Genomic DNA, 24,606 nt, shown 5'->3' with positions numbered 1-24,606 from the left:
ATTTGGGACCAAAACAAGAACAATTCAAGCCATCGGCTTCATAAACCTTGCGCCCGTTTGGTTAATCAATAGTTTATATGCTAATTGCATCGCGGCAGATGCACAGGATCGATAAAATTTTAGGCGGACAATGCTCATATTCTGGGACCAAAAGCTGGTTTTTCTTGCGACACCAAAGGCCGGATCGACAGCGATCGAAACCGCGCTGGAACCCCTCGCCTCTGTTTCGATGCAGCGTCCGGTTCCTCTCAAGCATATGACGGCGCTCGATTTCCACAACCATCTCAAGCCCTATCTGACAGAGAATTCCGACACCCCTTTCACAACCGTCGCCCTGATCCGGCATCCCGTGGAGTGGTTGCGCTCATGGTATCGTTTCCTGCTGCGGGATAGCTTCGATCTACCCGAGAACCCCCTTCAGGGGAAAAGCTTCGAGACCTTTACCCTGGATTTCATGACAGGTTCTCTTCCGGCTTATGCGCAACTCAAAACTCAGGCCCATTATCTGACCGACGGTCAAGGCAAACTGCTTGTGGATCGACTCTACCGCTACGAAAACATTCAGGATTTCGTACATTTTCTCGAAGACCGGTTGATGTTCGAGATATCGCTGCCACGGATCAATGTGCCGCCTATGGTCAACACGGATCTGAGCGCGCCCGTCGAGGCGCGCTTGGTTGCATTCATGGCAGATGATTTCCACCTCTATGAGGAAATGGCTCAGCCTCAGCCAAGCTGATTCTGCACCGTCGCCGTGAGTTCGCTGAGCGAGAAAGGCTTGGGCAGGAAGGCCGAGCCCTTGATCGGCGGTTTGCCATCGAGGAAAACATCCTCGGCATAGCCCGACATGAAGACAACCGCCGTACCGGGACGCTTCTTGAGCGCCTCGACCACCCATGTCGGCCCATCCATTCCCGGCATGATGACATCGGTCACGAAAATATCCACTGTCAGCCCCTCGTCCTCGAGGATTTCCAGCGCTTCTTCGGCATTCTCGGCTTCGAAAACGGTATAGCCGCGCAATTTGAGTGCGCGCGACGCAAAGGCCCGCACCGGGGCCTCGTCCTCGACCAACAATACAGTGGCCGTGCGGTCATTCTGCGCCAGTTCCTGCGTGACGATCGGCTTGGCAACATCCTCCTCATCGGCCTGTGTCTTATCATGCGCGGGAAGCAGGATCGTGAAACAGGTGCCCGAGCCGAGCACCGAGTCGCAGAAGATATAGCCCCCAGTCTGCTTGATGATCCCGTAGGCCGTCGAAAGCCCCAAGCCGGTGCCCTCGCCCGTGCGCTTGGTCGTGTAGAAGGGTTCGAAAATCTTGATCAGCTTGTCGGGCGCAATCCCCATACCCTCGTCGATCACCTTGACGGAGACGTAATCGCCTTTGGGTACCGAGACTCGATCGCGTTTGAAATCTTCCTTGAGATAGAGGTTCTCCGTCTCGATCCGGATCTCTCCGCCTTCCGGCATGGCATCGCGCGAATTCACCACGAGGTTCATAAGAACCTGTTCAAGCTGGCGTTTATCGGCCCTGATCTGGCGCAGATCGAGGGGGTGCTGGAGCGACAGCAAGACCTTCTCCCCAACGAGGCGATTTAGCAGATGGGTCAGATCGGAAAGCGTATCGCGCAGATCCAGCACCTGCGGTTTCAAGGTCTGCTTGCGCGAGAAGGCCAGCAGCTGTCCGACCAGCGACGCCGCACGGTTGGCATTCTGCGAGATCTGGTCGAGATCGGCAAAATCGGGATCGCCCTTATCGTGGCGCAGCATCAGCAGATCGCAATGGCCCGAAATCGCCGTCAGCAGGTTGTTGAAATCATGCGCAACACCGCCAGCCAGCTGGCCGATAGCCTGCATCTTCTGGCTCTGGACGAATTGCGCCTCCAGCGTTTTCAGCTGCGTCGCATCCGAAAGAACCGCAACCAATCCGGGACGCCCCTCCTCGACCACACGGCTGAGCGTGATCTGAAGATAGGTCTCCTTATCGCCGTGACGGGTCCGGAGCACTTCAGGGCGATGTTCGGCACGTCCTGCCAGCGCATCGACGACCCAGTCATTCACCGGCCGCCCCAATCCCTCGAACATATCGACCATCGTCGGATTGGGCGGCAAAAGCCCCAGGAGCGCCCGGCTGGCGCGGTTGGAAGCAATGATGCGCCCCTGCCCGTCCACACGCAAAAGCGCCACGGGAAGCGCCTCGAACGAGGCCGGATCATGCGGAATCGGCCGGTTTTCCGACACCGGGAGCAGATAGATCTCGCGCCGACCCGCGCGAGCCTCGATCTCGGACACAAGGCAGCGGATCGGGCCGTTCGGCGTTCCGATCTCGTGCTCTTCGCCCGAACGCAGAGGCAGGTCATTGAAAATACGGTCGAGCGTGCGATACCGTTCGCCCGTCAGGCGGCGCAGTGCCTCATTCATAAACAGGATCGTGCCGTTTTTAGACGCGGTCAGCATCGGCAGGCTAATGGTCTCGGCCCCGCGCCCGCCAGAGGGGCGCTCGGCCATATCTTCCAGCCGCCAGAGGAAATCACCATCGCCGATCTGATGCACCGACAACCGCACATGGCCGCGACGGGTTACCAGATCCTCGCGCGCAGCGCCCAGAGCCGTAGCCTTTGCCTGCAACCGGTTCAGCACCGATCCGGGATTGGCAAACAACTCGCCCAATGCATGGGTCAGGCTTTGCTGCCCGCGCGAGCCGAACCGTTCCAGCGCCGCGCGGTTCTGATAGCCGATCTCTCCTTCCGCATCGGTCGTGAAGGAGGGCGAGGCATCCTGCGCCACGAAATTCGCGATCTGCAGATGCATCTGTCGCCGCTGCCTGCGCGCCCAGACCTGGGTCAGCTTCATTCCGACCGAGATCGCCACAAAAGTTGTCGCCACCGCAAACAGCGCAATCATCACGATCCGGTCCTGCACCACCAGCCCCGCCACGATCGCCCCCAGCGCCGCCATCAGCAGATAAACGGCACCAGAGCTCGCAACACCGGCATTTCTGCCAATGTTCTCCACGGGCTGATCGGGATGCGCCACCTTATGAACCTCGTTTTTGTCTTTGTTCTCAGGCATGAAGCATCAAATCAGTTAAGGGCAAATTAACAGGCATCAAAGCACAACCTCTAATTGTGTCTCCTGCGGCGGATATATACGAGGCCAGCGACCACAAATCATTCGGCCACACGCTTGAATATCGAATAGAAAAACCCGTCCGAGCCATCCTGAGTGGTCAGCTGGCGATGGTCAATCCATTCCCATTCAGGGTTAACCGAAACTTTCTGAGCCTGCTGGTCATTCTCGCATTTAAGCAGCGAACAGGTCATGTAGACGAGATATCCGCCCGGCCCGACATAGGCCTGAGCCTCGCGCAGGATCCGGTCCTGAAGACGCACCAGCTCATCGAGGCGGGCGGGCGTCAGTGCCCATTTCGCATCGGGTGTCCGCCGCCAGGTGCCCGATCCCGAACAGGGCGCGTCGATCAGCACCATATCCCACTCTCCCGCCACGGTCTCGGGCAGGAGCACATTGATCCGCGCGCCCGCGCGCCCGGCACGGACCGGCAGATCCTTCATCCGTCCTGCATCGATATCATGCGCGTCGATCTTCAGATGCGGTGCATGCGCCGCAAGCGCCAGCGCCTTGCCGCCACCGCCCGCGCAGTAATCGAGCACGCGCGAGACGCCCTCGAGCGGCAGCGCCTCTATGGCGATCTGCGAGGCAAGATCTTGCAGCTCGACCGAACCTTCCTGATAGGCACGGGCATTGCGCAGCTTGCGCGCGCCCCGCGTCACCTTCAGCGCACTCAGCGCCGCCGGATGCGGCTCGGCATCGATATCATCGCAGCGCAGCTGGGCTTGTGCATCCTCGCGCGTGCATTTCGCCAGATTGACCCGTAAGAACACTGGCGCGCGTTCGCGCTGCGCCAGACTGACCGGCCCGAAATCCGCGCCCAGATCGTCCTTGAGCCGGGGAACCAGCCATTCGGGCCAGTCAAGCAGCTCCACCCCCTCGGGAACCGGCCCCAGCAGCGCCTGTTCTTCCTCGGGCGAGAGCGGCGTAGGCGCATGCCCGATGCCGGAAAACACCTCGGCCAGATCCCGCCCCTCGGCGCGGCAGGCCCCGATCATCAGACCCCGTCCGCCCGCGCTCCCGCCCAGACGGGCAAAACTCTCGCGGCAACGCAGCGCATCGAACACATGGTCGCGGATCGCTGCACGGTCTTTCGAGCCTGCAAAGCGGTTATTGCGTGCCCATGTCGTCAGGCACCGCTCCGCCGGATCGCCCGACAGAACCAAATCCAAAATCTCGATCGCTGCTGCGACCCGGGCTGCCGGGGTCATGGGAACCTCTTCCTTTTTCCTATCGCTACGCAAAGATCGGTGACTTTGCCAGTGTTGTTCACGATTTAGCCAGTGCCTTGTGGCAATCAAACTCCCGACGTTGCGTGAGCCCCACACCCCGACCCATTGCCCTTTTCTCGGGATGCACAGCCCCTATGCACGAATCATTACGTTCATGGGGTTGCTTTTCCTGTGAAGTGGTGAAAGGAGGAAGCGTCAAACGAACCCTGCCACGGAGACCCGGTCATGCAGATTCGCGAGGCGCTTACCTTCGACGATGTCCTTCTAGTTCCAGCAGCATCCAGTGTGCTGCCCTCGACGGCCGATGTTTCGACCTTCGTTACCAAATCGATCCGCCTGAATATCCCTCTTCTTTCCTCAGCCATGGATACCGTGACCGAAAGCCGCATGGCGATCGCCATGGCTCAGGCTGGCGGAATGGGCGTGATCCACCGCAACCTGTCGGTGGACCAGCAAGCCGAGGAAGTCAGCCGTGTGAAGCGGTTCGAATCCGGCATCGTCTACAACCCGATCACCCTGCGTGCTGACCAGACGCTGGCCGATGCACAGGATCTGGTGACCCGCTACAATGTCTCGGGCTTCCCCGTGGTGGACGAGAACAACCGCGTGGTCGGCATCGTGACCAATCGCGACATGCGTTTTGCCTCGGATGCCAAAACGCCCGTCTCGGCGATGATGACCCGCGATAATCTCGCCATCCTGCAAGAGCCCGCCGACCGCGACGAGGCCCGCAAGCTGATGAAAGAGCGCCGGATCGAGAAGCTTCTGGTGACCGATGCCAATGGCCATCTGACGGGTCTTCTCACGCTGAAGGATAGCGAGAAGGCTGTTCTGAACCCGCTCGCCTGCAAGGACGAGAAAGGTCGCCTGCGCGTGGCTGCGGCCTCGACCGTCGGCGATGCAGGCTATGAACGTTCGACCGCGCTTGTGGATGCGGGGTGCGATCTGATCGTGATCGATACCGCGCATGGCCACTCTGCGGGTGTTGCCAAGGCTGTCGAGGCGATCAAGGCCTACCGTTCGGATGTGCAGGTTGTTGCAGGCAATGTGGCAACGGCGGCCGCTACCAAGGCGCTGATCGATGCGGGCGCGGATGCTGTGAAGGTCGGCATCGGTCCGGGCTCTATCTGCACCACCCGTATTGTGGCGGGTGTTGGTGTTCCGCAGTTGACCGCGATCATGGATTGTGTGGCCGGCGCAGGTGATACCCCGATCATCGCCGATGGCGGCATCAAGATGTCGGGCGATTTCGCCAAAGCCATCGCGGCAGGTGCCAGCTGTGCCATGGTCGGCTCGGCGATTGCCGGGACCGATGAATCTCCGGGCGAGGTCATCCTCTATCAGGGCCGCTCCTACAAGTCCTATCGTGGGATGGGGTCACTGGGTGCGATGGCACGCGGCTCGGCCGACCGTTACTTCCAGAAGGATGCCGCCTCCGACAAGCTCGTGCCTGAAGGGATCGAGGGTCAGGTTCCCTATAAAGGGGCAGCCGGTGCCGTGATCCACCAGATGGTGGGCGGTCTGCGCGCGGCTATGGGCTATACCGGTTCGGCCACGATCCAGGATATGCGCAAGGGCTGCGAATTTGTCCGTATCACCGGCGCGGGCCTGAAGGAAAGCCATGTGCACGACGTGCAGATCACCCGTGAAAGCCCGAATTACCGCATCGGCTGATTGCGGGCCTTTGGTGACAGAACCCCGATCCGGAGCATGGGAATGCTCCGGATTTTTCTTTGCCCGAAGACGCTCAGGCGGAGGTGCCTAGATCGGCAGCACCAGCATGGTTGCCCCGAGGCGATGCACACTCGCGCCTGTGCCAAGCTTGAAACGCATCAGCCCGGCGCCCTCTTCGGAATTGATATCGCCCAGATCGATATAACGGATACCCTGCGCCCTAAGCGCGATCGAGACCTGCCAGAGCAGGAAGTTATGCGCCCCCGTCTTGCGCCCTTCCTCACCGGACCAGCCCAGTTGATAGGTCGCTGAGCGCCCGTGGCACATCATGACAACCCCTGCCAGCCGCTCTCCCGCATCGGATTGCACCCCAAGAGAGAGCACCGATCCGGGCATCGCCATCTCCCATGCGGTGGTAAAGTCACGCGGCAAGGCCTTGTAACCACGTTTTTTTCTTTGTTGATGCTCGGCATCCAGAAGCCAAGCCGGATCTTCCTCCAGCGTGATCCGCATCCCCTTTCGTTCGGCCGAAGCCAAGCGGTTGCGCCATTTTCCGTCCAGAGAAGACCGCAGATTGGCCACATCCGGGCCCAAGGCCCAGAGCGCCTGATGGCGCGCGGTGACGATGGGGATCAGGCCACGCCCAGCAACCGGTGCCTCGGGCGTTGCGATAAACAGACCCGGCGCAAAACGCCGTGCGAGTGCCCGCAAAGCCCGTGCCCGATCCGCCTCGGAAACCCCCTTGGCAAAGACAGGCCCACGCCCGAGCCACCACAGACCGCGCCGTCCGATCACCTGCGCCAGCGCGATGCGCTCTTCCTTCAGCGAGAGCACCAAACGGGCCACTCGCCGCCCCCCCGCCCGCGCAATCTCGCCATAGGCACCGAATTGCTGATAGGCAGGTGGATATGCAGCATTGAATGCCTGCAGAGCGGCATTCCACCCTTCGGCATCCAAGCGCGATTCTGTAACCGATATCCTGTTCATAGTCTCTGTTAAGCACAAATTCACCTAACGCGTGCTTAATGCCATCCGAACTCTCGAAAAAAGGGACCGGAAATGTCGAGCAAAATGAACCTGCCGGAGATACCGGCCCCGCGATATACGGTCTGGGCCGCAGCTATCATCGCCTGTGCGCTTTCTGCCATATGGTTGATCGGATTCACGATCTTTCATAATTTCTGGTGACTTATAGCGCAAACACACCTAGGGGGCGAGTTGCGCCAGACGTAGCCTCACACGTCCGATTTCTTTGATATTTCCCTTGATGGACCTTTGCCATGCTTGCACCGCTCACGCTGATGACGACTTGTGCCCTCTGCGCTCTTTCGACCGCGCCGGTATTTGCGGGCGGCATCGAGCGCACTGCCTTTTCGACTGGCCTCCTCTTCGAACAGGGGCGTGTCGTGCAATTCGAGCTGGGCGGCTTCCGGCCTGATGTCTCGGGGCGGCTTTCTCCGGCCTTCGGGCCGCTGGCGGGCACAGGATCGGGAGATATGACGACGGATTTCGGTCTCTGGACATTGGGCGCCAAGCTGCCTCTGGGGGACAGAACGGATCTGATGATCAGCTTCGATCATCCCTACGGGGCCGATGTCTCCTATCCGCGGACCGGCTCCGGCTATATTCTCGAGGGCTCCACCGCAACTCTGGATAGCAGCGCCCTGACCGGCGTTCTGCGTTACCGCCTGACCCCTGCCATCTCCACCCTCGCAGGTATTCGCGTGGAACAGATGACAGGGATCGCCAGTCTGAACCTTGCCCCGCCCAGCCTGCCGGGCGTCACCCTCGGCTATGATGTGGACGCCTCGCGCGAGACGGATATGGGGTATATCCTTGGGGTGGCTTGGGAAAAGCCCGAGATCGGCGCGCGCGTGGCGCTCACCTATCTCTCCTCGATCACGCATGACTTCGACGGGCGGGAAACCTATAGCACGCCCTATGGCAGCCAGACCGCCACCACGAGCTGGACGAGCGAGATCCCGCAATCGGTGCTCCTGGAAGCGCAAACCGGTATCGCCCCCGACACGCTTCTCTTCGGCACCATCCGCTGGACCGACTGGAGTGCGTTCTCGGTGGCTCCCGGCCTCTACCGCGCCACCGCCTTCAGCAGCGACGGTAGCAATCTCGTTGATCCGATCGAGGATACGGTGACCTATTCGCTCGGTCTCGGGCATCGTTTCACCGAAAGCTGGTCGGGCGCGGTGATCGCGACCTATGAACCCTCGAGCGGTAATATCGTGGGCAATCTCGGTCCGACCGATGGCTATCGAAGCCTCACGCTTGCCGCGACCTGGACCCATGAGGCCGTGTCGAGCAGCTTTGCACTGCGCTATGTCGAGATTGGCGGCGCCGACACACGCATCGCCGGGTTCGATGACAATTCCGGCTGGGGTGCGGGGATGCGGATCAGCTACCGTTTCTGAGCGCAAAACACCCGTGACCTCCGCCCCATAACCCGATAAAGCTGCAACCAAATGCAGACGGGGTGGGCATGCCGATGAGTTACAGATCACCGATCTACAAAACACAGGCCGAGTGGCTTTCGGCAAAAAACAAGCAGGTTCTGCTGTTTGCCATGTCGGGTCTGGGCAAGACCTATCTTTCGTCGATGCTCCGCGCGGCGGGCGGCTGGTTCCATTACTCCGTCGATTACCGGATCGGCACCCGCTATATGGGCGAGTATATCGCCGACAACTTCAAAAGCGAGGCGATGAAGGTCCCGTTCTTGCGTGAACTGCTGTTGCAGGATGCGGTCTATATCGCCTCCAACATCACATTCGACAATCTGGCGCCTCTCTCGACCTATCTGGGCAAACCCGGATCGCCGCAAAAGGGTGGTCTGCCCTTCGAGGAATACATGCTGCGCCAGAACCAGCATATGCGCGCCGAGACGGCGGCCCTGCTGGACACGACCCATTTCATTCGTCGCGCCCGCAGCATCTATAACATCCCGAATTTCATCTGTGATTCCGGTGGTTCGATCTGCGAGGTGGTCAACCCCGAGGATCCAAAGGACCCGATCCTGTCGGAGCTGTCCACCCACAATCTGATGGTCTGGATCGAGGGCTCTGACGCCCATACCGACGAGCTGGTGCGCCGCTTTGATCGTGCCCCCAAGCCCATGTATTATCAACCCCAGTTCCTCGAACGGAAATGGGTGGAATACCGTGTGGAGCGCGGCCTCAAGGAAGACGAGGTGAACCCTGATGATTTTGTCCGCTGGACCTACCGTCAGGCGCTCGAACACCGCCAGCCGCGCTACGACGCGATGGCGCGGAACTGGGGCATCACGCTGAAGGCCGAACAGGTGGCAACCGTGCGCGATGAACAGGACTTCACGCAGCTGATCGCCTCCGCCCTTCCCAAATAACCTGTTAGCACCTATCTGCTAAATCCCGCCAATACCCCTTTTCAGGATTAGACCAATGCCCATCACCCTCCCCGAAACGCTTCCCGCCTTTGACATCCTGTCGAAGGAAGGCGTCATGGTGATGAGCCCGGGGCGTGCGGCGACGCAGGACATCCGGCCCCTGCGGATCGGGCTCCTGAACCTGATGCCCAAGAAGATCCAGACCGAGAACCAGTTCGCGCGTCTGATCGGTGCGACGCCCCTGCAGATCGATTTCCAGCTGATCCGCATGAGCGAGCACCAGACCAAGAATACGGCGGCCGAACATATGGAGGCCTTCTACCGCCCCTTCGCCGAGGTCGAGGCCGCGGACGAGCGCTTTGACGGGCTGTTGATCACCGGTGCCCCGATAGAACATCTGCCCTTCGAGGAGGTCACCTATTGGGACGAGCTCCGCCGCGTCTTCGACTGGGCGCGGACCCATGTGTTTTCCACCTTCGGCGTCTGCTGGGGCGGCATGGCGATGGCCTATCACAACAACGGTGTTCCCAAACATATCCTGCCCAAGAAACAGTTCGGACTCTACCGCCACGACAATTGTGACCCGACCTCGGTATTCCTGCGCGGATTTTCCGATGACTGTCTGGTGCCCGTCTCGCGCTGGACCGAGATGCGCCGATCGGAGATGGAGGCCGCGGGGCTCAAGATGCTGCTCGACAGCCATGAAACCGGCCCTTGTCTTGTCGAGGACAGCGCTTCGCGCGCACTCTATGTGTTCAACCACTTCGAATATGACAGCACAACGCTGAAAGAAGAATATGATCGTGATCTGGCATCGGGGAAACCGGTTGCCCTTCCCGTGAATTATTATCCTGAGAACGACCCCAGCCGGATGCCTAAAAACCGTTGGCGCAGCCATGCCCATCTTCTTTACGGCAACTGGATCAACCAGATTTATCAGGATACCCCTTATGACCTTCGCGATATCGGCGCTTAAATATCCGCTTTTACTGGCGCTTTGCGCGGGGGTGGTGTCGGGCTGCACCGTGCTGAGGGCTGAACATCGCGAGGCGCGCGCAGAGGCCCGCTATCCGCCTACCGGCACGATGGTGACGCTGGCGGATGGCCCGCATGCCGGCCAGATCGTGCATGTGAAGGTCGAAGGTCCGGAAGATGCGCCCCAGATCGTGCTGATCCACGGCGCATCGGGCAGCCTGCGCGACATGACCTTCCGGCTGGCTCCCGCGCTTGTCGAGGACCACCGTCTCTTCATCGTCGACCGCCCCGGTTTCGGTTATTCGCAGCCGATGGAAGATGACAGCATTTTCCAGCAAGCCGCCGTGCTGCGACAGGCAGTGGACCAACTGGGCGCAAAGACCCCGATGGTTCTGGGCCATTCCTATGGCGGGGCCGTGGCGCTGGCATGGGCCACGCAAGCGCCCGACAGCCTCAGCTCTCTGGTGCTTCTGTCAGCGGCGTCCCAGACATGGGAGGGCGATCTGCCATGGCTTTACAAGCTGACAGCGCCCCCATTGGGCCAGACGCTTGCCGTGCCGCTGATCACCGCCTGGGCCCCCGAGAGCGCTGTGACATCCGCAGTCGAAGAGGTCTTCGAGCCCGAAGCGATGTCCGAAGGCTATATCGCGCATTTCGGCCCCGATATGACCCTGCGCCGCGTCACGATGCGGGCCAATGCACGCCAGCGGGCGCATCTGAAGGCCGAGATTGCTCAGATGGTCCCCGATTATGGCAAGGTGAGCGTGCCGGTCGAGCTGTTGCATGGCGATCAGGACACCACCGTGGGGCTAGAGATCCATTCGCGCCCTACGGCCCGCGCCCTGCCGCATGCGCGTCTGACTGTGCTTAAAGGTGCGGGCCATATGATCGAGCAGACCCGCGTGCCTGATGTGCTAGAGGCCATCAAGCGGCTCGAAAACTGACCCGCTGCTACGTGGGTCAGGAAAACCTCGAGTTTTCATGATCTTCTTTGCGGCCTCTTGCTCCGTCTGCGCCGCTTTTGCATAGTAGGGTAACCCAGAGGAGAGCCCATGAGCGAGATCCCGCAGCCCGGAACGCAGCCAGTGCCCTTTATCGGCCAGATTACCGATTATCTCGAGAATGGCGCACCGCAGGAGATCCGTGACGCGATACGGAGGTGTGGCCCCAAGGATATGCTCAGCCCCTCCTACCCCTATCGGGTGGCGATGAAGGGCAAGGACTATGACAGGCATATGCAGGCGCTGCAGATCGAGCTCGTGAAAATGCATTACGGGCTGAAAGCCTCGGGTAAGCGGATGATGGTGCTTTTCGAGGGCCGCGATGCCGCCGGAAAAGGCAGCACGATCAAACGGGTTCAGGAAAACCTTAACCCGCGCTCGGCCTATGTGGTGGCGCTGCCCAAAGCCAATGACCGCGAGGCCTCGCAATGGTATTTCCAGCGCTATGTCGAGCGCATTCCCGCCAAGGGCGAGATCGCGCTTTTCGACCGCAGCTGGTATAACCGTGGCGTTGTCGAGAAGGTTTTCGATTTCTGCACACAGGCACAGCGCGAACATTTCTTCTACCAGCTTCCCGAATTCGAGAAGATGCTGGTCGATGACGGGATCATCCTTGTGAAGCTCTGGCTCAACGTGGACCGCGCCGAGCAGCTGCGCCGGTTCCTCGACCGCGAGAAAGACCCGCTGAAACAGTGGAAACTGAGCTGGATCGATGTCGAGGGCCTGCGTAAATGGGAGGCTTATTCGCAAGCGATCACCGAAACCCTGACACGCTCGGACAATCTGCATGCGCCCTGGACGATCATCCGCTCCGACGACAAGAAACGCGCGCGTATCGCCGCGATCCAGACGATTCTCAACGCGATCAGCTATCCCGGCAAGGATCGCGATGCTATAGGCGGGATCGATCCAACAATTTGCGGCGGGCTCGACATCCTGAATGTCTAAACAAGGCTATCATCACGGCGATCTGCGCCGAGCACTGGTGGAGGCGGCCCTACGCCTGATCGAGGAAAAAGGCCCCACGGGCTTTACGCTTTCGGAGGCGGCAAAGACCGCAGGTGTGACGCCTGCCGCCGTCTATCGCCATTTCGCCGGACGCGAGGATTTGATCACCGAATGCGCCCGTCAGGGGTTCCTGATTTTCGGGGATCTACTGGAACATGCCTGGAATCGCGGCAAACCATCGGCGCTGACCGCCTTCAGCGCGGTCGGCCGCGCCTATCTGGCTTTCGCCAAGCGCTACCCCGGCCATTATATGGCAATGTTCGAAAGCGGGCTCTCGCCGCAAACCTCCGATGTCGTGGGGCAAGTGGCGCTGAAGGCGCGTCAGGTAATGGATCAGGCAACTGAAGCCCTTTTGGCGCATATCCCTGCCGAGCGCCGCCCACCGGTTGCAATGGTCTCGGCCCATATCGCAGCAATGTCACACGGCGTTATCGAGCTGCATGCCCGTCCGCCCGCTGGCTCTTCAAGCCCCTACAGCCCCGAAGATCTCTTGGAAAGCGGCGTGGGGATCTACCTGCGCGGCTTGGGAATTCTGCCTCCCGACCGCTAATTACCTCACCGCAAGAGAAAAGGCGCGCCTATGGCGCGCCTCCCAAGTCCGATTTCCGGAAAAAATCAGAACTTGTAGGATGCTTTCAGAGCAACCGTGGTGTTGTTGAAGTCTTGATCGGTACCGTCGAAATCGTCGGTATCGGCGTAGGAGACTTCGCCACCCACAACCCAGTTGTCGTTATACATGTAGTCGACGCCTGCGCTGATGGACGGTGCCCAGTCGGAATTGTCGTCTGCGTCGTAATAGGCGCCACCCAGGGTGCCGTAGTACAGCCACTGGCCATTTTTCACACCGGCGAGGGCTTTGATATGGCCCATGTTGTCATAGGTGTTCGCGTCGAGCGCGGAATAGTCGACTTCGCCACCAACGACATATTTGCCGAGGTCGTATTTGTAGCCAGCTTGAACGCCGAGCGAACCGCCACGGTCATCCGAGAAGTCGCCTTCCATGTTGTTGTAGCCAACTTGTGCACCAGCATAGAAGCCGGTCCAGTTTGCTGCCGGCACAACGACCGGAGCGGGGGCTGCAACCGGAGCTGCTTCCACGACGGGTTGCGAATAGCCACCAGCCATTGCTGCGCCGGCGCCTGCGATAAGTGCGGTCGAAACCAGAACCAGAGTTTTCATCGTAACTCTCCTTTATTGTTATCCTGAGGGCTGTCCCTCTCAAGCTCACCCGCCTCACATATACCTGCTGTCCAGAATTGCGAGAGGGGTCGCGTTCACAAGAAACGGCGCAACACGTGAGCGTGAATGGTTCCCGAAGATTACGCAAGGTAAGGAAATATATAAGTATTTTCTTAGACATCCAGAAGTGAACTCATTCGTTCAGATGCTATTTCAGCCTCTTGCTTGATCACGAACGGCATTTTCTGAACGCCGGAAAAAAATTTGGAAAAAGCTGAAAAAAGCTGTTGCGCTCCCTCCGGCTTCTGGGTACATCCCCGCTACCCGATCGAAAGATGATCCAGTGCGGAGAGGTGCCGGAGCGGTCGAACGGGGCGGTCTCGAAAACCGTTGTGGGTGAAAGCCTACCCAGGGTTCGAATCCCTGTCTCTCCGCCATTTATCTCTGTTTTCTTTGCATAATTTCAATGAAAACAGAGTTGGCTCAATATCCGACACATCGAAAGCCGAAGTGCTAGACGTGCTTGCTGTTTCCTTGCTGAGACCTTTTCTCGATACGCATACCAAGGCGTGCGCTTGGCAAAGGCGATAACGGCTTCACCCTTCAGCGCCTTTCGTCCCGTAGCTAGCGCGCCGTGAGGTGCCCAGCGGTTCTTTCACACGACCGCCAGAGTTTGGCACGGTTCGCCTTTCCGGGTCTTTGGCCACATGTGATGCGAGCTTTTTTGACCATCGTCTTTTCAAACGTTTCAGTCTTCCGCAGCATCACCCCCATGCCATGCGCTTGCAGGGCATAGGCAATAGGGCAGAACGAGCCGCATCCGCCCTATTGCCCATGCCCTGCCATCTCTCACGGGCTTACATTTCAAATGGCTGACAGGGTGACACCCGATACCAGCCAATCGGACCAGCGCCGTTTGACTTGGGCCTGTTAGCTTGCGCGGCGCGTCAGGCTAGGCGACCGTGTCCCAGCCAATGGTGTAGTTCCGTGTGATCATAGGATGCCCTGATAAGGTCGCCCCGCGCCTCAACCTTGCGCAAGATGATCGGCTTGGCCGCCGAGCAGCTGATGGGACTGGCGTCTGGTGTCAGGACCGGCACGGACCGTGGCGAGAAGAGAATCGAGTGACTGGCGCAGCGAAATGGCTACAGGGAAGGCGCAGGCAGACACGCGCAGGCGCCATAGCCCCCCTCCATGGATCCCCTCGAGCTCGTGGCATGGCTCATTTGACATGAATGCGGCCGAAGCCGCGTCCCTTTAGACGGGTTGCGCTTTGCGGGATATCTTCGCGGCGTCCCAAGCTTAGACATATGTCGGTTCCAGAAAGTGCAGACCAGCCTCAGGCTCGGCGCTAGCACTTCGAACGCGACAAGGTTCTGCTTGACCGCGCCTTCGCTCCCCCATCAGCAAACTGTCGCGCCCCAGCGTCCCCCTTCCGGCTCTCGTTTTTCAACTGTCATCGCCTTCGCACGGCCACATCAGCTCCCTGACCCGTTCCGGCATTCCCACAGCCAGTCCTCTCTCCTCCGAAAAAGAAATCTGCCAGACGGCCAAGGTCACACGGTGCGTTTTGCCCCATGCTCAGGGGCAGAAATCCAATAATCTCCCGCAAAACGTTTTGGTTCCATGATGAATTTCATCAAGAGCCGAAAGCCCGGAACCGCAGTCCGGTTTTCTGGTCCTACGGGCTCGTATCTGCTTGCACAGCCGAGCTGACCAGGTCTTTGGCGCGCGTATAGCTCCGTCCCAATCCACTGGAAAACATAACACCCGTAACTTTTCCAGTTTTCGGGATGCGCCCCGTTTCAGCCACAATTGCGCCGCCAAGTTTCCTTTGACGCCCCGTAAGCCAATAAACCTACAGAGCCAGAACGGTCTCGCTAAAGCTGAAGAACTCAGCCCCTTTTCGAGCGGAGTCTGCCCCATGCGTCTTGCGTCCACCCTTATCGGCACCACTGCGACCACTCTGCTGGCCGCCCTGCCCTTCAGTCTTCTCGGTGCGCCGCAAGACTCCGCTGACCGCGCAGCGATCCTTCTCTATAGCGATCCCGCGCTACCGACTGTCTTCCGCGAGGCACTGGGATCGGCCCTGAGCCAGCTTGCCAAAGGCGAGAAGGTTCTTTCCGTTCCCATGCAGGACGCGCCGCTCGACGGCGGCCAGATCCTCGTGCGTTACTCCTCGACCACTTTCAACAGCACTGTGATCAGCGGCTTTCTCAGCTGGGAAGACGCCACCGGCCATGGGGCAACCGGCCCTACGATCGGGCTCTCGGCCATGGACCGCGAAATCGGCGATGATTTGCTGCGCGATTTCGCAGCGGATCTTACGCAGAATTTCGACCTGCCTCTCTGAGGTCCATCCCTGACAGGGCCATCACTGGTCCCGCATCATCATGATCGGCTCCCCTGCTGGAGCCCGACCCTTTCCAACCCAGATCCCGCCAGAACATTCGCCCGAGATCGCCAGACCCTGCCAGTGAGGACCAGCCGATGTGTCTCCTTTGCCAATCCCTCAATCCTGCCGTAACCGGATATGACAGCCACGGGCTGACCAATCTCGAGAGCGGCACCGGCAACTCCATGACCTCAGCCTCGCTGCCGACCTATACGCTTGATCAGGCCGCCAAACAGCTGACCAATGATTTCTGGACCTCGGTGGGCGCACAGCAACGCAGCTTCAGTGTCTCGACAGGCGGCCAGCTGACGGTCAACCTGACCAAGCTCACCGGCTTGGCCAAGACGACCGCGCTCGAGGCGCTCGAGGCCTGGGAACAGGTGACGGGGCTGACGTTCGTGCAAACCACAGGCACGGCCAGCATCACCTTCCAGACCTCGGCCTCGGGCGCCTATGCCACCTCCTCGACCAGCGGCAACACGATCCTCAGCTCGGTCGTGAACGTCAATAACAGCTGGCAGAATTACGGCGATTACTACCTTCAGACCTATATCCACGAGATCGGCCACGCGCTGGGTCTGGGCCATGCGGGCAGCTATAACGGCTCGGCCAATTTCGGCACCGATGCGGTCTTTGCCAATGACAGCTGGGCGATCTCGGTGATGTCCTATTTCGACCAGCTCGAAAACCCCAACAGCACCTTCAGCTATGCTTTCGTAGCCACCCCGATGCTGGCCGATATCGTGGCCATCCAGACCCTTTACGGCAGCTCGACCACGGTCAATACCGGCAATACGGTCTATGGCGACAGCACCTCGCTCAGCCAGACGGGGATGGATCTGAAAGATGGCTGGGCGGTCTGCCTCTATGACAATGGTGGCACCGACACGATCAACCTCTCCTCGCGCAGCGCCAACCAGCGCATCGACCTCAATGCAGAGACCTATTCCGATATCGAGGGCAAGACCGGAAACCTGTCCATCGCGCGCGGCACCATCATCGAGAATGCGCTCACGGGTTCGGGCAATGACACGGTAACCGGCAATACGGCCGATAACCTGATCATCACCGGCGCGGGCAATGACGCGATCTATGCCGGAGCGGGCAATGATACGCTGGTAGGTGGCGCGGGCAGCGACACGCTGGTGGGCGGCAGCGGTGCCGATGTGTTTTCCTACACCGCGGTGACGGATGCAGGCGACCGGATCGCAGATTTCTCCGGCACGGATGGCGACCGGATCGATGTCTCCGCCCTTCTTGATTCCGTAGGCTATACCGGCAGCGATGCCGTGGCCGACGGTTTGCTCTATCTCAGCGCGACCTCCGGCGGCTCGAACCTGATCTTCGACCCTTATGGCACAGGCGCGGGCGGCACCGTGACCCTGGCGTTCCTCGCAGGCGTCTCGGCCAGCACCCCTGTTTCGGGCATTCTCGACGGCACTGCAGGCGGTGCGGGCGGCAGCGGGTCGGGGCTCGATACGGTCTATAGCTATACCAATGCCGATGTTCTGGGATGGGCGCGCACCGGCCACACGATCACCGATCTCGATGGCGGTTCCGACACGCTCGATTTCAGCGCCTATACCGGCATAATCAAACTCGACCTCGCCAGCGGTGCCGTCAGCAAGATCGGCGCACGCAGCCTGACGCTGGATGCCAGCGCCCAGATCGAGAATGCGGTTCTCGGCGCAGGACGCGATCAGGCCTATGGAAATGAGGCCGACAACACCATCGACGGGCGTGCGGGCAATGACAAGATCTACGGTATGAGCGGCGATGACAGCCTGCTTGGCGGGGCTGGCAATGACATGCTCTATGGCGGCGAGGGCACGGATTCGCTTCTGGGCGAGACGGGCAACGACCAGCTCTATGGCGAGGCCGGTGACGACCTGATCGATGGCGGCGAGGGCAATAACCGGCTTTATGCAGGGATCGGCAATGACGTGGTCTATGCCGGTGCAGGAAATGATCTCGCCTATGGCGATGCGGGCGACGACTATATCGACGCGGGCGACGGCACAAACCGCCTCTATGCGGGCGACGGCAATGATACCGTCTATGCCGGTGCTGGGGCCGACAAGATCTATGCCGATCTCGGTGATGACCTGATTGACGCAGGCGATGGCAATAACATGATCTATGCCGGTGCAGGCAATGACATCGTGACCGCAGGCGATGGCAATGACCGTATCGATGCCGGTGCGGGAGATGACGTGATCAATGCCGGTGACGGTCGCAACAACATTGCGGGTGGCGCAGGGATCGACATCATCTTCTCGGGCAGCGGCAAGGACCAGCTGAAAGGCGATGCCGGTGACGATCTCCTCGATAGCGGCGCGGAGAGCGATATGCTCAAGGGCGGCGATGGCAATGACATCCTTTTTGCCGGTGACGGCGATGACCGCGCCTATGGCGATAATGATGATGACCAGATCGATGGCGGTGCAGGGAATGACCTGCTCAGCGGCGGCAACGGGCATGACACATTGTCGGGCGGCGAAGGCAATGACCGTGTCAATGGCGATGCGGGCGATGACCTGATCTATGGCGGGGCGGGTGATGACCGCCTGTCCGGACTTGACGGGGCCGACACCATCCTTGGCGATGACGGCGCCGATATCCTGACCGGTCTGCAGGGCAATGACAGCCTCTCGGGTGGGGCGGGTGATGACCGTCTTGATGGCGGCACCGAGGATGATGTGCTTGATGGCGGAGACGGGATCGACAAGCTGGCCGGTGGCACCGGCAATGACACCCTGCTGGGCGGTGCCGGTGCGGATGATCTCAATGGCGGCGCGGGTGATGATATTCTGACCGGCGGTCTGGGGGCAGACATCCTGCGCGGGGGTGCGGGCGCCGATACCTTTGCCTTCACCGATCTCGGCGATGCCGGTGATCTGGTTGCAGATTTTTCGATCCGCTTGGGCGACAAGATCGATATCTCCTATATTCTCGCAGATCTCGGCTTCGGTCTGGACGATGCCGTGTCCGGCGGAGTGGTCTCGCTGACCGCGATCAATGCCAGCACCTGCTATCTCGATATCGACACCGATGGTGCAGCAGGCAGTGGCGATGCGATCCACCTGGCCACGCTGCGCGGTCTCTCGGCAGCAACCGAGATCGACAGCAGCTGGTTCGTCTGAAATCTGAAGTGACGAGGGCGCGCCACAGGAGTGGCCCGCCCCGCCTGCCCTCTTCCGGATGGAGACGCCCCGCATATTGCGCCAAAGATGTCGCGTCTCGCCACCTCCATGCCGCTCATGGCCGCGACAGTATGGCGCAGCCTGAAAGGCTCTCGGAATAGTCCGTCTGTCGCGAGAGGTGCGTGATGTTTTCTGTGCTTGGTAGCATCTGGGCCCTCTTGCTCGGGACCCTTCTCATCATGCTCGGAAACGGCATGCAGTTTACCCTGATCGGCCTGCGCGGGGATCTCGAGGGGTTTACCGCAAGCGCGCTGGCGATCATTACCTCGGGCTATTATGTGGGCTTCCTTCTGGGCGCCTACCAGACACCGCAGCTGATCCGGCGCGTGGGCCATGTGCGGGTCTTTGCCGCTTTGGGCAGCTTCATGTCAGCCGGTCTGATCGCGCTGCCGCTCATCCCCGAGACATGGGCATGGACCGGCCTGCGTCTGGTCATCGGCTTTTGCATGTCGGGGGTCTATGTCTCTGCGGAAAGCTGGCTTAATCACGCTTCTACCAACACCACGCGGGGCAAGGTGCTGTCGGCCTATATGATGGCCCAGACGCTCGGGATCATCGGCGCGCAATGGCTGCTGACCTTGGGCGATGCACAGCAGGCCACGTTGTTTATCGTCGCCTCGATCCTCGTCTCCCTCTCCTTCGGTCCGATCCTGCTCTCGGTCGCCCCGACCCCTGTCGTCACGGTCACGCGGCCGATGTCGCTCAAGGCGCTTTTCCGCCATGCGCCGCTCGCCACGATCGGGATCTTCCTGCTGGGCGGGATCTACGCCACGCAATCGGGGATGGGGGCCGTCTTCGGCGTCCAGATCGGACTTTCAACCGAGCAGATCGCGCTCTTCGTGGCGATGATCTTTGCGGGCGCGTTGCTTCTGCAATATCCGATCGGCTGGCTCTCCGATATGATGGACCGGCGCAAGCTGATCCTTGGCACAGCCCTGCTCGGGGCGGTGGCCTGCGCGCTCGGATTCCTGAGTGGCGGCAGCCAGGCACTGCTGCTTCTGTCGGCTTTCCTTGGTGGCGGGGTGACGACCCCTCTCTACTCGCTGTTTCTTGCCTATACCAACGATGACCTGCCGCCAGATGACATGCCCGCAGCCTCGGGAGGGCTTGTCTTTGTCTTCGGGATCGGCGCGGTGGGCGGGCCGCTGATCAGCGGCTGGACCATGCAGGCAATCGGCCCGCAGGGGTTCTGGCTCTTTCTGTCGGCGACTTTTGCCCTGATCGTGCTCTATGCGCTGTTCCGCATGACACAGCGTCCGCCGATCAGGGTCGAGAACACAGAGAGCTATCTCAACGTCCTGCCCTCCACCTCGCCCGTTGCCGTGGAAGCTGCAACGGCATGGGCAGTCGAGCAGGCCGAGGAGGACGCGCCCGACAAGGCCTAGCCAGGCACTCCCCCCGAACCACGGCGCGAGGACGCACGTGCCTGCAGCCCGTCCAGCGCATCGCTGTTGCGCCGCCCCCAGTCATAGACGGTCTCGACCAGATCCACAAAACGGTGTCCCAGCGGCGTCAGGCTGTAGCTGACGGCGGGCGGCACGACAGCTTCGACACGACGCGCGATCAGGCCGCTCTCTTCCATGTCGCGCAGGGTCTGGATCATCATCTTCTTGGAAATCCCGGGCAGGCTACGCTGCAGCGCACCGCTACGCGCCTGACCGTCATGAACGGCGTGCAGCGTATGCAGGATCATGCTTGTCCATTTGGTCGAGAAGATCTCGAGCACCCGTCTGGGCGCGCAATCCTCACGCCATTCCCGATCTTTGCTGCCCGCCTGCATGGTTACCTCTTGGTGCCTACGTTCCAATTCGGTGCCGTCTAGCGGCGGCACGATCGCGTGTCTAGGTAGCACAAAGTCGAAAGAAAAGGAGAGCAAGATATGACCAGACGCGCCCTCGTCGTCGGAGTGACCGGCATCCAAGGCACTGCAATCGCCGAACAGCTCATGAGGGAGGGGTTCGAGGTGTTCGGCCTCGCCCGTCGCCCGAACACAACAACCGGCGTAACGCCGGTTGCCGCCGATCTGCTTGACCCCGAAGCACTTGCGCACGCACTCGACGGGATCGCCCCCACCCATGTCTTCCTGACCACATGGCTGCGAATGGAGAGCGAAGCCGAGAATATCCGCGTCAATGCTCAGATGCTGAACAATCTCTTTGCGGCTCTCCGGCCCCAGAAAAGTGTCGAGCATGTCGCCCTCGTGACCGGTCTCAAACATTATCTCGGCCCGTTCGAGGCCTATGGACAGGGGACGCTGCCCAAAACGCCCTTCCGCGAGGAACAGGGCCGGCTGGATGTGGAAAACTTTTACTATGCACAGGAAGACGCGCTATTCGAGGCCGCAGAGCGTGATGGGTTCACCTGGAGCGTCCATCGCCCGCATACCGTGATCGGCAAGGCCGTGGGCAATGCCATGAATATGGGCCAGACACTGGCGGTTTATGCCACGATCTGCCGCGAGACCGGGCGTCCGTTCCGCTTCCCCGGCTCGCAGGTCCAATGGGAGGGGCTCACCGATATGACCGATGCCCGCCAGCTTGCGGCTCAAACGATCTGGGCGGCAACGTCCCCGCAGGCGCATGACACGGCGTTCAACATCGTCAACGGAGATGTCTTCCGCTGGAACTGGATGTGGCACCGGATCGCCGAGTGGTTCGGCATCGAGGCGGTGGAGTTCGACGGCACATCCCGTCCGCTGGAAGAGCAGATGGCCGAAGACAGCGAGATCTGGGCAGGGATTGCCGAAAAATACGGTCTTGCGGAGCGCGATCTGGACCGACTCGCCTCGCCTTGGCACACCGATGCCGATCTCGGTCGACCGATCGAGGTCGTCACGGATATGTCCCGAAGCCGCAAACTGGGCTTCACGGGCTACATCGCCACGGATGACGCCTTCTTTGACCTCTTCGAGAGGCTCGTTGCGGAGCGGATCATCCCCGCCAAATAAGGTCGCAGGCGCTTGCGGAAGGGACTCCCTCTCCTGCAGGCGCCTGTCGCATCCAGAGAGTTTGCCGGGGCATGGGCCCGCACCCATGCCCCAGCCTGCCGATATTTCCAAAAATATTTCACATTCTTCTGATTGAATATCAAATACTTATCACCTCCATGCGAGTCTGTGTGAGATTTTGTGAAACTAATTCTTACGGGGGTCGTGACTTCGGCACATTCAACGGAGGAGAAACCCGAAATGAAAACCCTGACCCTCGCAGCTCTCGCCATCGCAACTGCCGGTATCGCCCATGCCGACAACCACATGACGCCGATGGTCATGGCATCGGACCAGTCGGTCGCCAATGGCATCGTGAGCGCAGAGAAGATCATGGCACCCGAAAACGGCTGGCTCGTTGTGCACCGGACCGATGCCGACATGAAGCCCGGTCCCGTTGTCGGCTATGCACCGCTGCGCGCGGGCGAGAACATGGATGTTCCGGCCATCCTGACCGAAGCCGTGGAGCCGGGCGATATGCTGATGCTTATGGTCCATAGCGAAGCCGGTGGCATGCAGACCGGCGCCTTCGAATACACGCTCGGTGCCAAGGAAGACGGCCCGATCAAGGTCGATGACAAGCTGGTAATGCAAACTATCACGGCCCAGTAAGGCATCGCCGGTAACGGCTTTTGAGATGTAGCCAGTGAGCCGCCTTCCGCCATGTGCCGGAGGGCGGCATGTTTACTATGGGCTAGGGACGGTTCAAGCGACAGGCCCGATACAACTCGGTACCGGAAACCATCATCAGCCCGAACGCCGCAACCCAAAAGACCCACATCCCTATTGCGGTAAAGAGCACCGCGCAGACGATACCCCCGAGCGTGAACGCGGCGAGCGTGACGCTGTGCAGACGGAGTTTGGGCAGCGCTGCCTTGCGCGCCTGTGCATCCCCCAATAACGCCGCCAGTTCGATCCCGATATCGGTTGCCATGCCCGAGACATGTGTGCTGCGCACCTTTGCTTTGGAGATCATCGTCGTCACCGCGTTCTGCAGGCCCATGACGAAGCTGAGCAGCAGGATCGTCGCCAGCTGGAGCGGCGTCTGGCCAAAGGCAAGCAAGGCGGCCCCGAGTGCCGCCACAATAATCCCTTCGACTCCGATCCCCAGCGCGTAGATGGATCTCACACCGCGTTTTTCGCCGGCGGCGATCATCAATGCGGCCACCATCGCGCCCGCGATGAAGGCCGACACATAGACCGCCAGCAAGAGGCCGACCCCGGGATGCCCGGTCGCGATCTCGTCCGCCATAGCGGAGACATTGCCAGTCATATTTGCCGTAAACGAGCCCACGATAATGAACCCGACCGCATTCAATCCGCCCGCAACAAACGACAGCACCCCCGCCAGACTGATATCGATCGCTTCCGTGCGTTCCTCACCGACCCGAATAAGCATCGCCCCACCCGTCCTGACTGGCCGCAGCATAGCCGCCCTGTCACGAATGGCAAACCTCTCCCCAAGACTCTCCCCTCGGTGCCACCCCGCCCCATAAAAGAGGGGCAGACCGCGCGGTCCGCCCCCTCTTCCGCATCATGCGGCTATACAACTGATTTCAGAAAGAAATCACCTTATGCGTCCCGATATCGGGCAGATGCTCGTCCTTCATATTGGCCTTTGCGATCTCGATCCCGAATTTGAGCGCGCTACTGCTTGACCCCCAGAGTGCGGCCTCGCGCAGCGTCATCCGCAGCAGCGTGATATTCGGATCCTCCTTGCCCCCCTCGAACCAGGCCGCCGCAATCGGGCTCCACAGTTCTTCGAGCTTCTGCGGCGCATTCACTTCGGAGAGCATACCGCTCAGGCAGGCCTGAAAGTCCTGATCGCCGCCCATCAGACAGAAATGCGCCATCGCATCGGGCGGCAGCTGTTTCACCAGATCCGTTTCCTTCGAGGTGATAAACCAGATCTCGCCCGCATCCCAATCAGGATAATGGGTCATCGGCTGCATGTGCTGGGTGGATCCCTGAACCCCGAGCATCCCTGCCCGAAGCGCTTTGGCCTGTTTGATCAGGGTCTCTTTCGGGTCTTTCTCCAGATCTTTGTAAACGCTCATAACGATCCTCCTCGGTCTGATCTCTTGGTGCCACAACGCATCCTTGGCGGAAGCGTTCCTTGCCACATGATCCGGAAGAGAGATCGCAGAGGTAGACGACGCAGAGATGCCATGCAAAAGGGGCAGACCTGTGGCCTGCCCCTCGTTTGCGAACGGATAGCGAACGGCGGCTGTCGCGCCTGTTCAATCGTCCTTCTTATCGACCGGATGATCGGTCTCGACCGGTTTCGTTTTGCTTGGACCGCTGCGGTAACCGAAGCTTTTCCTGCCAGTATTCTTCTTGCCGGGTTGGCTGAGGAATTCTTTCAAATCAAGCTGCTTTTTGGTGGGCGAATATCCCATCGCGATCCTCCTCGAGAGACCAGAGCGGAGCTGGCCGGTTGGAACAGCCCTG

At 60.2% G+C, this 24,606-nt stretch carries 21 protein-coding genes and 1 tRNA gene; 14 read left to right on the top strand and 8 right to left on the bottom strand.

All coding sequences use genetic code 11. The features are described from left to right. Positions 1–130: 130 nt before the first annotated feature. Positions 131–739: a hypothetical protein gene (locus ABEB22_RS10535; RefSeq protein ID WP_339112952.1), complete on the top strand. Its 609-nt coding sequence runs from the start codon at positions 131–133 to the stop codon at positions 737–739. Here the strand turns inward: ABEB22_RS10535 and ABEB22_RS10530 are convergent. Further along, positions 727–3,072 carry an ATP-binding protein gene (locus tag ABEB22_RS10530; RefSeq protein ID WP_350937540.1) on the bottom strand — a complete coding sequence of 782 codons (2,346 nt, stop codon included), beginning with the start codon at positions 3,070–3,072 and terminating at the stop codon, positions 727–729. The genes ABEB22_RS10535 and ABEB22_RS10530 overlap by 13 nt on opposite strands. A 98-nt stretch (positions 3,073–3,170) precedes the next feature. Next, positions 3,171–4,340, bottom strand: a complete 1,170-nt coding sequence (locus ABEB22_RS10525) for an RsmB/NOP family class I SAM-dependent RNA methyltransferase (RefSeq protein WP_406870238.1) — start codon at positions 4,338–4,340, stop codon at positions 3,171–3,173. 246 nt (positions 4,341–4,586) lie between these two features. Between ABEB22_RS10525 and guaB the strand changes: the two genes are divergently transcribed. Further along, positions 4,587–6,035 (top strand): IMP dehydrogenase, encoded by a 1,449-nt coding sequence (gene guaB / locus ABEB22_RS10520; RefSeq protein ID WP_339112955.1) that lies wholly within the window; start codon positions 4,587–4,589, stop codon positions 6,033–6,035. Positions 6,036–6,122: 87 nt separating this feature from the next. Here the strand turns inward: guaB and ABEB22_RS10515 are convergent, their stop codons facing one another. Continuing rightward, complete coding sequence (locus ABEB22_RS10515; RefSeq protein WP_350937535.1) at positions 6,123–6,992, bottom strand: GNAT family N-acetyltransferase; 870 nt, start codon at positions 6,990–6,992, stop codon at positions 6,123–6,125. Between the two features lie 323 nt (positions 6,993–7,315). Between ABEB22_RS10515 and ABEB22_RS10510 the strand changes: the two genes are divergently transcribed. The 6 genes from ABEB22_RS10510 (at position 7,316) to ABEB22_RS10485 (ending at position 12,942) form a co-directional block, all read left to right on the top strand. Then, complete coding sequence (locus tag ABEB22_RS10510; protein WP_406870237.1) at positions 7,316–8,461, top strand: outer membrane protein transport protein; 1,146 nt, start codon at positions 7,316–7,318, stop codon at positions 8,459–8,461. 74 nt (positions 8,462–8,535) lie between these two features. Beyond that, the gene (locus tag ABEB22_RS10505; protein ID WP_350937530.1) at positions 8,536–9,408 is read left to right on the top strand and encodes an ATPase; all 873 of its coding nucleotides are present in this window, start codon (positions 8,536–8,538) and stop codon (positions 9,406–9,408) included. A gap of 55 nt (positions 9,409–9,463) precedes the next feature. Continuing rightward, positions 9,464–10,384 carry a homoserine O-succinyltransferase gene (gene metA / locus ABEB22_RS10500; RefSeq protein WP_350937527.1) on the top strand — a complete coding sequence of 307 codons (921 nt, stop codon included), beginning with the start codon at positions 9,464–9,466 and terminating at the stop codon, positions 10,382–10,384. Next, on the top strand, positions 10,359–11,327 hold the full coding sequence (locus ABEB22_RS10495) for an alpha/beta fold hydrolase (protein WP_406870236.1): 969 nt from the start codon (positions 10,359–10,361) through the stop codon (positions 11,325–11,327). The genes metA and ABEB22_RS10495 overlap by 26 nt, the downstream gene beginning before the upstream one ends. A gap of 108 nt (positions 11,328–11,435) precedes the next feature. Next, positions 11,436–12,332 (top strand): polyphosphate kinase 2, encoded by an 897-nt coding sequence (ppk2, locus tag ABEB22_RS10490; protein WP_406870235.1) that lies wholly within the window; start codon positions 11,436–11,438, stop codon positions 12,330–12,332. Further along, entirely contained in the window at positions 12,325–12,942 is a 618-nt protein-coding gene (locus ABEB22_RS10485) for a TetR/AcrR family transcriptional regulator (protein ID WP_339112962.1), read from the top strand. The genes ppk2 and ABEB22_RS10485 overlap by 8 nt, the downstream gene beginning before the upstream one ends. Before the next feature lie 65 nt (positions 12,943–13,007). Here ABEB22_RS10485 and ABEB22_RS10480 read toward each other — a convergent pair whose 3' ends face one another. Continuing rightward, positions 13,008–13,571 carry an outer membrane beta-barrel protein gene (locus ABEB22_RS10480; protein ID WP_339112963.1) on the bottom strand — a complete coding sequence of 188 codons (564 nt, stop codon included), beginning with the start codon at positions 13,569–13,571 and terminating at the stop codon, positions 13,008–13,010. Positions 13,572–13,918: 347 nt separating this feature from the next. Between ABEB22_RS10480 and ABEB22_RS10475 the strand changes: the two genes are divergently transcribed. The 4 genes from ABEB22_RS10475 (at position 13,919) to ABEB22_RS10460 (ending at position 20,554) form a co-directional block, all read left to right on the top strand. Next, positions 13,919–14,008: transfer RNA gene (locus ABEB22_RS10475), tRNA-Ser, on the top strand. 1,487 nt (positions 14,009–15,495) lie between these two features. Continuing rightward, complete coding sequence (locus ABEB22_RS10470) at positions 15,496–15,924, top strand: hypothetical protein (RefSeq protein ID WP_406870234.1); 429 nt, start codon at positions 15,496–15,498, stop codon at positions 15,922–15,924. 137 nt (positions 15,925–16,061) lie between these two features. After that, entirely contained in the window at positions 16,062–19,109 is a 3,048-nt protein-coding gene (locus tag ABEB22_RS10465; RefSeq protein WP_406870233.1) for a M10 family metallopeptidase, read from the top strand. Positions 19,110–19,294: 185 nt separating this feature from the next. After that, positions 19,295–20,554 (top strand): MFS transporter, encoded by a 1,260-nt coding sequence (locus ABEB22_RS10460; RefSeq protein WP_406870232.1) that lies wholly within the window; start codon positions 19,295–19,297, stop codon positions 20,552–20,554. Here ABEB22_RS10460 and ABEB22_RS10455 read toward each other — a convergent pair. After that, on the bottom strand, positions 20,551–20,949 hold the full coding sequence (locus tag ABEB22_RS10455; RefSeq protein ID WP_406870231.1) for a winged helix-turn-helix transcriptional regulator: 399 nt from the start codon (positions 20,947–20,949) through the stop codon (positions 20,551–20,553). The genes ABEB22_RS10460 and ABEB22_RS10455 overlap by 4 nt on opposite strands. Before the next feature lie 99 nt (positions 20,950–21,048). Here ABEB22_RS10455 and ABEB22_RS10450 point away from each other — a divergent pair, with 99 nt between their 5' ends. Beyond that, a complete protein-coding gene (locus ABEB22_RS10450) occupies positions 21,049–22,116 on the top strand; it encodes an SDR family oxidoreductase (RefSeq protein WP_406870230.1) in 1,068 nt (355 codons plus the stop codon). 240 nt (positions 22,117–22,356) lie between these two features. Continuing rightward, a complete protein-coding gene (locus ABEB22_RS10445; protein WP_339112969.1) occupies positions 22,357–22,767 on the top strand; it encodes a hypothetical protein in 411 nt (136 codons plus the stop codon). An 82-nt stretch (positions 22,768–22,849) separates the two neighbouring features. On the opposite strand, the gene ABEB22_RS10440 is transcribed toward ABEB22_RS10445, so the two are convergent. The 3 genes from ABEB22_RS10440 to ABEB22_RS10430 form a co-directional block, all read right to left on the bottom strand. Further along, on the bottom strand, positions 22,850–23,584 hold the full coding sequence (locus ABEB22_RS10440; protein ID WP_406870229.1) for a YoaK family protein: 735 nt from the start codon (positions 23,582–23,584) through the stop codon (positions 22,850–22,852). A 127-nt stretch (positions 23,585–23,711) separates the two neighbouring features. Beyond that, positions 23,712–24,212, bottom strand: a complete 501-nt coding sequence (locus ABEB22_RS10435; RefSeq protein WP_406870228.1) for a pyridoxamine 5'-phosphate oxidase family protein — start codon at positions 24,210–24,212, stop codon at positions 23,712–23,714. A 183-nt stretch (positions 24,213–24,395) separates the two neighbouring features. Next, the gene (locus tag ABEB22_RS10430) at positions 24,396–24,554 is read right to left on the bottom strand and encodes a hypothetical protein (protein WP_339112972.1); all 159 of its coding nucleotides are present in this window, start codon (positions 24,552–24,554) and stop codon (positions 24,396–24,398) included. Between the last annotated feature and the right edge of the window lie 52 nt (positions 24,555–24,606).

The organism is Thioclava sp. 'Guangxiensis' (assembly GCF_045348365.1).
GTDB classification, from domain to species: Bacteria; Pseudomonadota; Alphaproteobacteria; order Rhodobacterales; family Rhodobacteraceae; genus Thioclava; species Thioclava kandeliae.
The sequence above is the reverse complement of the archived record's forward strand: the minus strand, read 5'-3'. Positions and strand labels throughout refer to the sequence as shown.

Bases quoted from the DNA above. Each gene is read 5' to 3' on its own strand.
- ABEB22_RS10535 (WP_339112952.1), top strand. From the start codon at position 131: ATGCTCATATTCTGGGACCAAAAGCTGGTTTTTCTTGCGACACCAAAG.
- ABEB22_RS10530 (WP_350937540.1), bottom strand. From the start codon at position 3,072: ATGCCTGAGAACAAAGACAAAAACGAGGTTCATAAGGTGGCGCATCCC.
- ABEB22_RS10525 (WP_406870238.1), bottom strand. From the start codon at position 4,340: ATGACCCCGGCAGCCCGGGTCGCAGCAGCGATCGAGATTTTGGATTTG.
- guaB (WP_339112955.1), top strand. From the start codon at position 4,587: ATGCAGATTCGCGAGGCGCTTACCTTCGACGATGTCCTTCTAGTTCCA.
- ABEB22_RS10510 (WP_406870237.1), top strand. From the start codon at position 7,316: ATGCTTGCACCGCTCACGCTGATGACGACTTGTGCCCTCTGCGCTCTT.
- ABEB22_RS10505 (WP_350937530.1), top strand. From the start codon at position 8,536: ATGAGTTACAGATCACCGATCTACAAAACACAGGCCGAGTGGCTTTCG.
- metA (WP_350937527.1), top strand. From the start codon at position 9,464: ATGCCCATCACCCTCCCCGAAACGCTTCCCGCCTTTGACATCCTGTCG.
- ABEB22_RS10495 (WP_406870236.1), top strand. From the start codon at position 10,359: ATGACCTTCGCGATATCGGCGCTTAAATATCCGCTTTTACTGGCGCTT.
- ppk2 (WP_406870235.1), top strand. From the start codon at position 11,436: ATGAGCGAGATCCCGCAGCCCGGAACGCAGCCAGTGCCCTTTATCGGC.
- ABEB22_RS10485 (WP_339112962.1), top strand. From the start codon at position 12,325: ATGTCTAAACAAGGCTATCATCACGGCGATCTGCGCCGAGCACTGGTG.
- ABEB22_RS10480 (WP_339112963.1), bottom strand. From the start codon at position 13,571: ATGAAAACTCTGGTTCTGGTTTCGACCGCACTTATCGCAGGCGCCGGC.
- ABEB22_RS10470 (WP_406870234.1), top strand. From the start codon at position 15,496: ATGCGTCTTGCGTCCACCCTTATCGGCACCACTGCGACCACTCTGCTG.
- ABEB22_RS10465 (WP_406870233.1), top strand. From the start codon at position 16,062: ATGTGTCTCCTTTGCCAATCCCTCAATCCTGCCGTAACCGGATATGAC.
- ABEB22_RS10460 (WP_406870232.1), top strand. From the start codon at position 19,295: ATGTTTTCTGTGCTTGGTAGCATCTGGGCCCTCTTGCTCGGGACCCTT.
- ABEB22_RS10455 (WP_406870231.1), bottom strand. From the start codon at position 20,949: ATGCAGGCGGGCAGCAAAGATCGGGAATGGCGTGAGGATTGCGCGCCC.
- ABEB22_RS10450 (WP_406870230.1), top strand. From the start codon at position 21,049: ATGACCAGACGCGCCCTCGTCGTCGGAGTGACCGGCATCCAAGGCACT.
- ABEB22_RS10445 (WP_339112969.1), top strand. From the start codon at position 22,357: ATGAAAACCCTGACCCTCGCAGCTCTCGCCATCGCAACTGCCGGTATC.
- ABEB22_RS10440 (WP_406870229.1), bottom strand. From the start codon at position 23,584: ATGCTGCGGCCAGTCAGGACGGGTGGGGCGATGCTTATTCGGGTCGGT.
- ABEB22_RS10435 (WP_406870228.1), bottom strand. From the start codon at position 24,212: ATGAGCGTTTACAAAGATCTGGAGAAAGACCCGAAAGAGACCCTGATC.
- ABEB22_RS10430 (WP_339112972.1), bottom strand. From the start codon at position 24,554: ATGGGATATTCGCCCACCAAAAAGCAGCTTGATTTGAAAGAATTCCTC.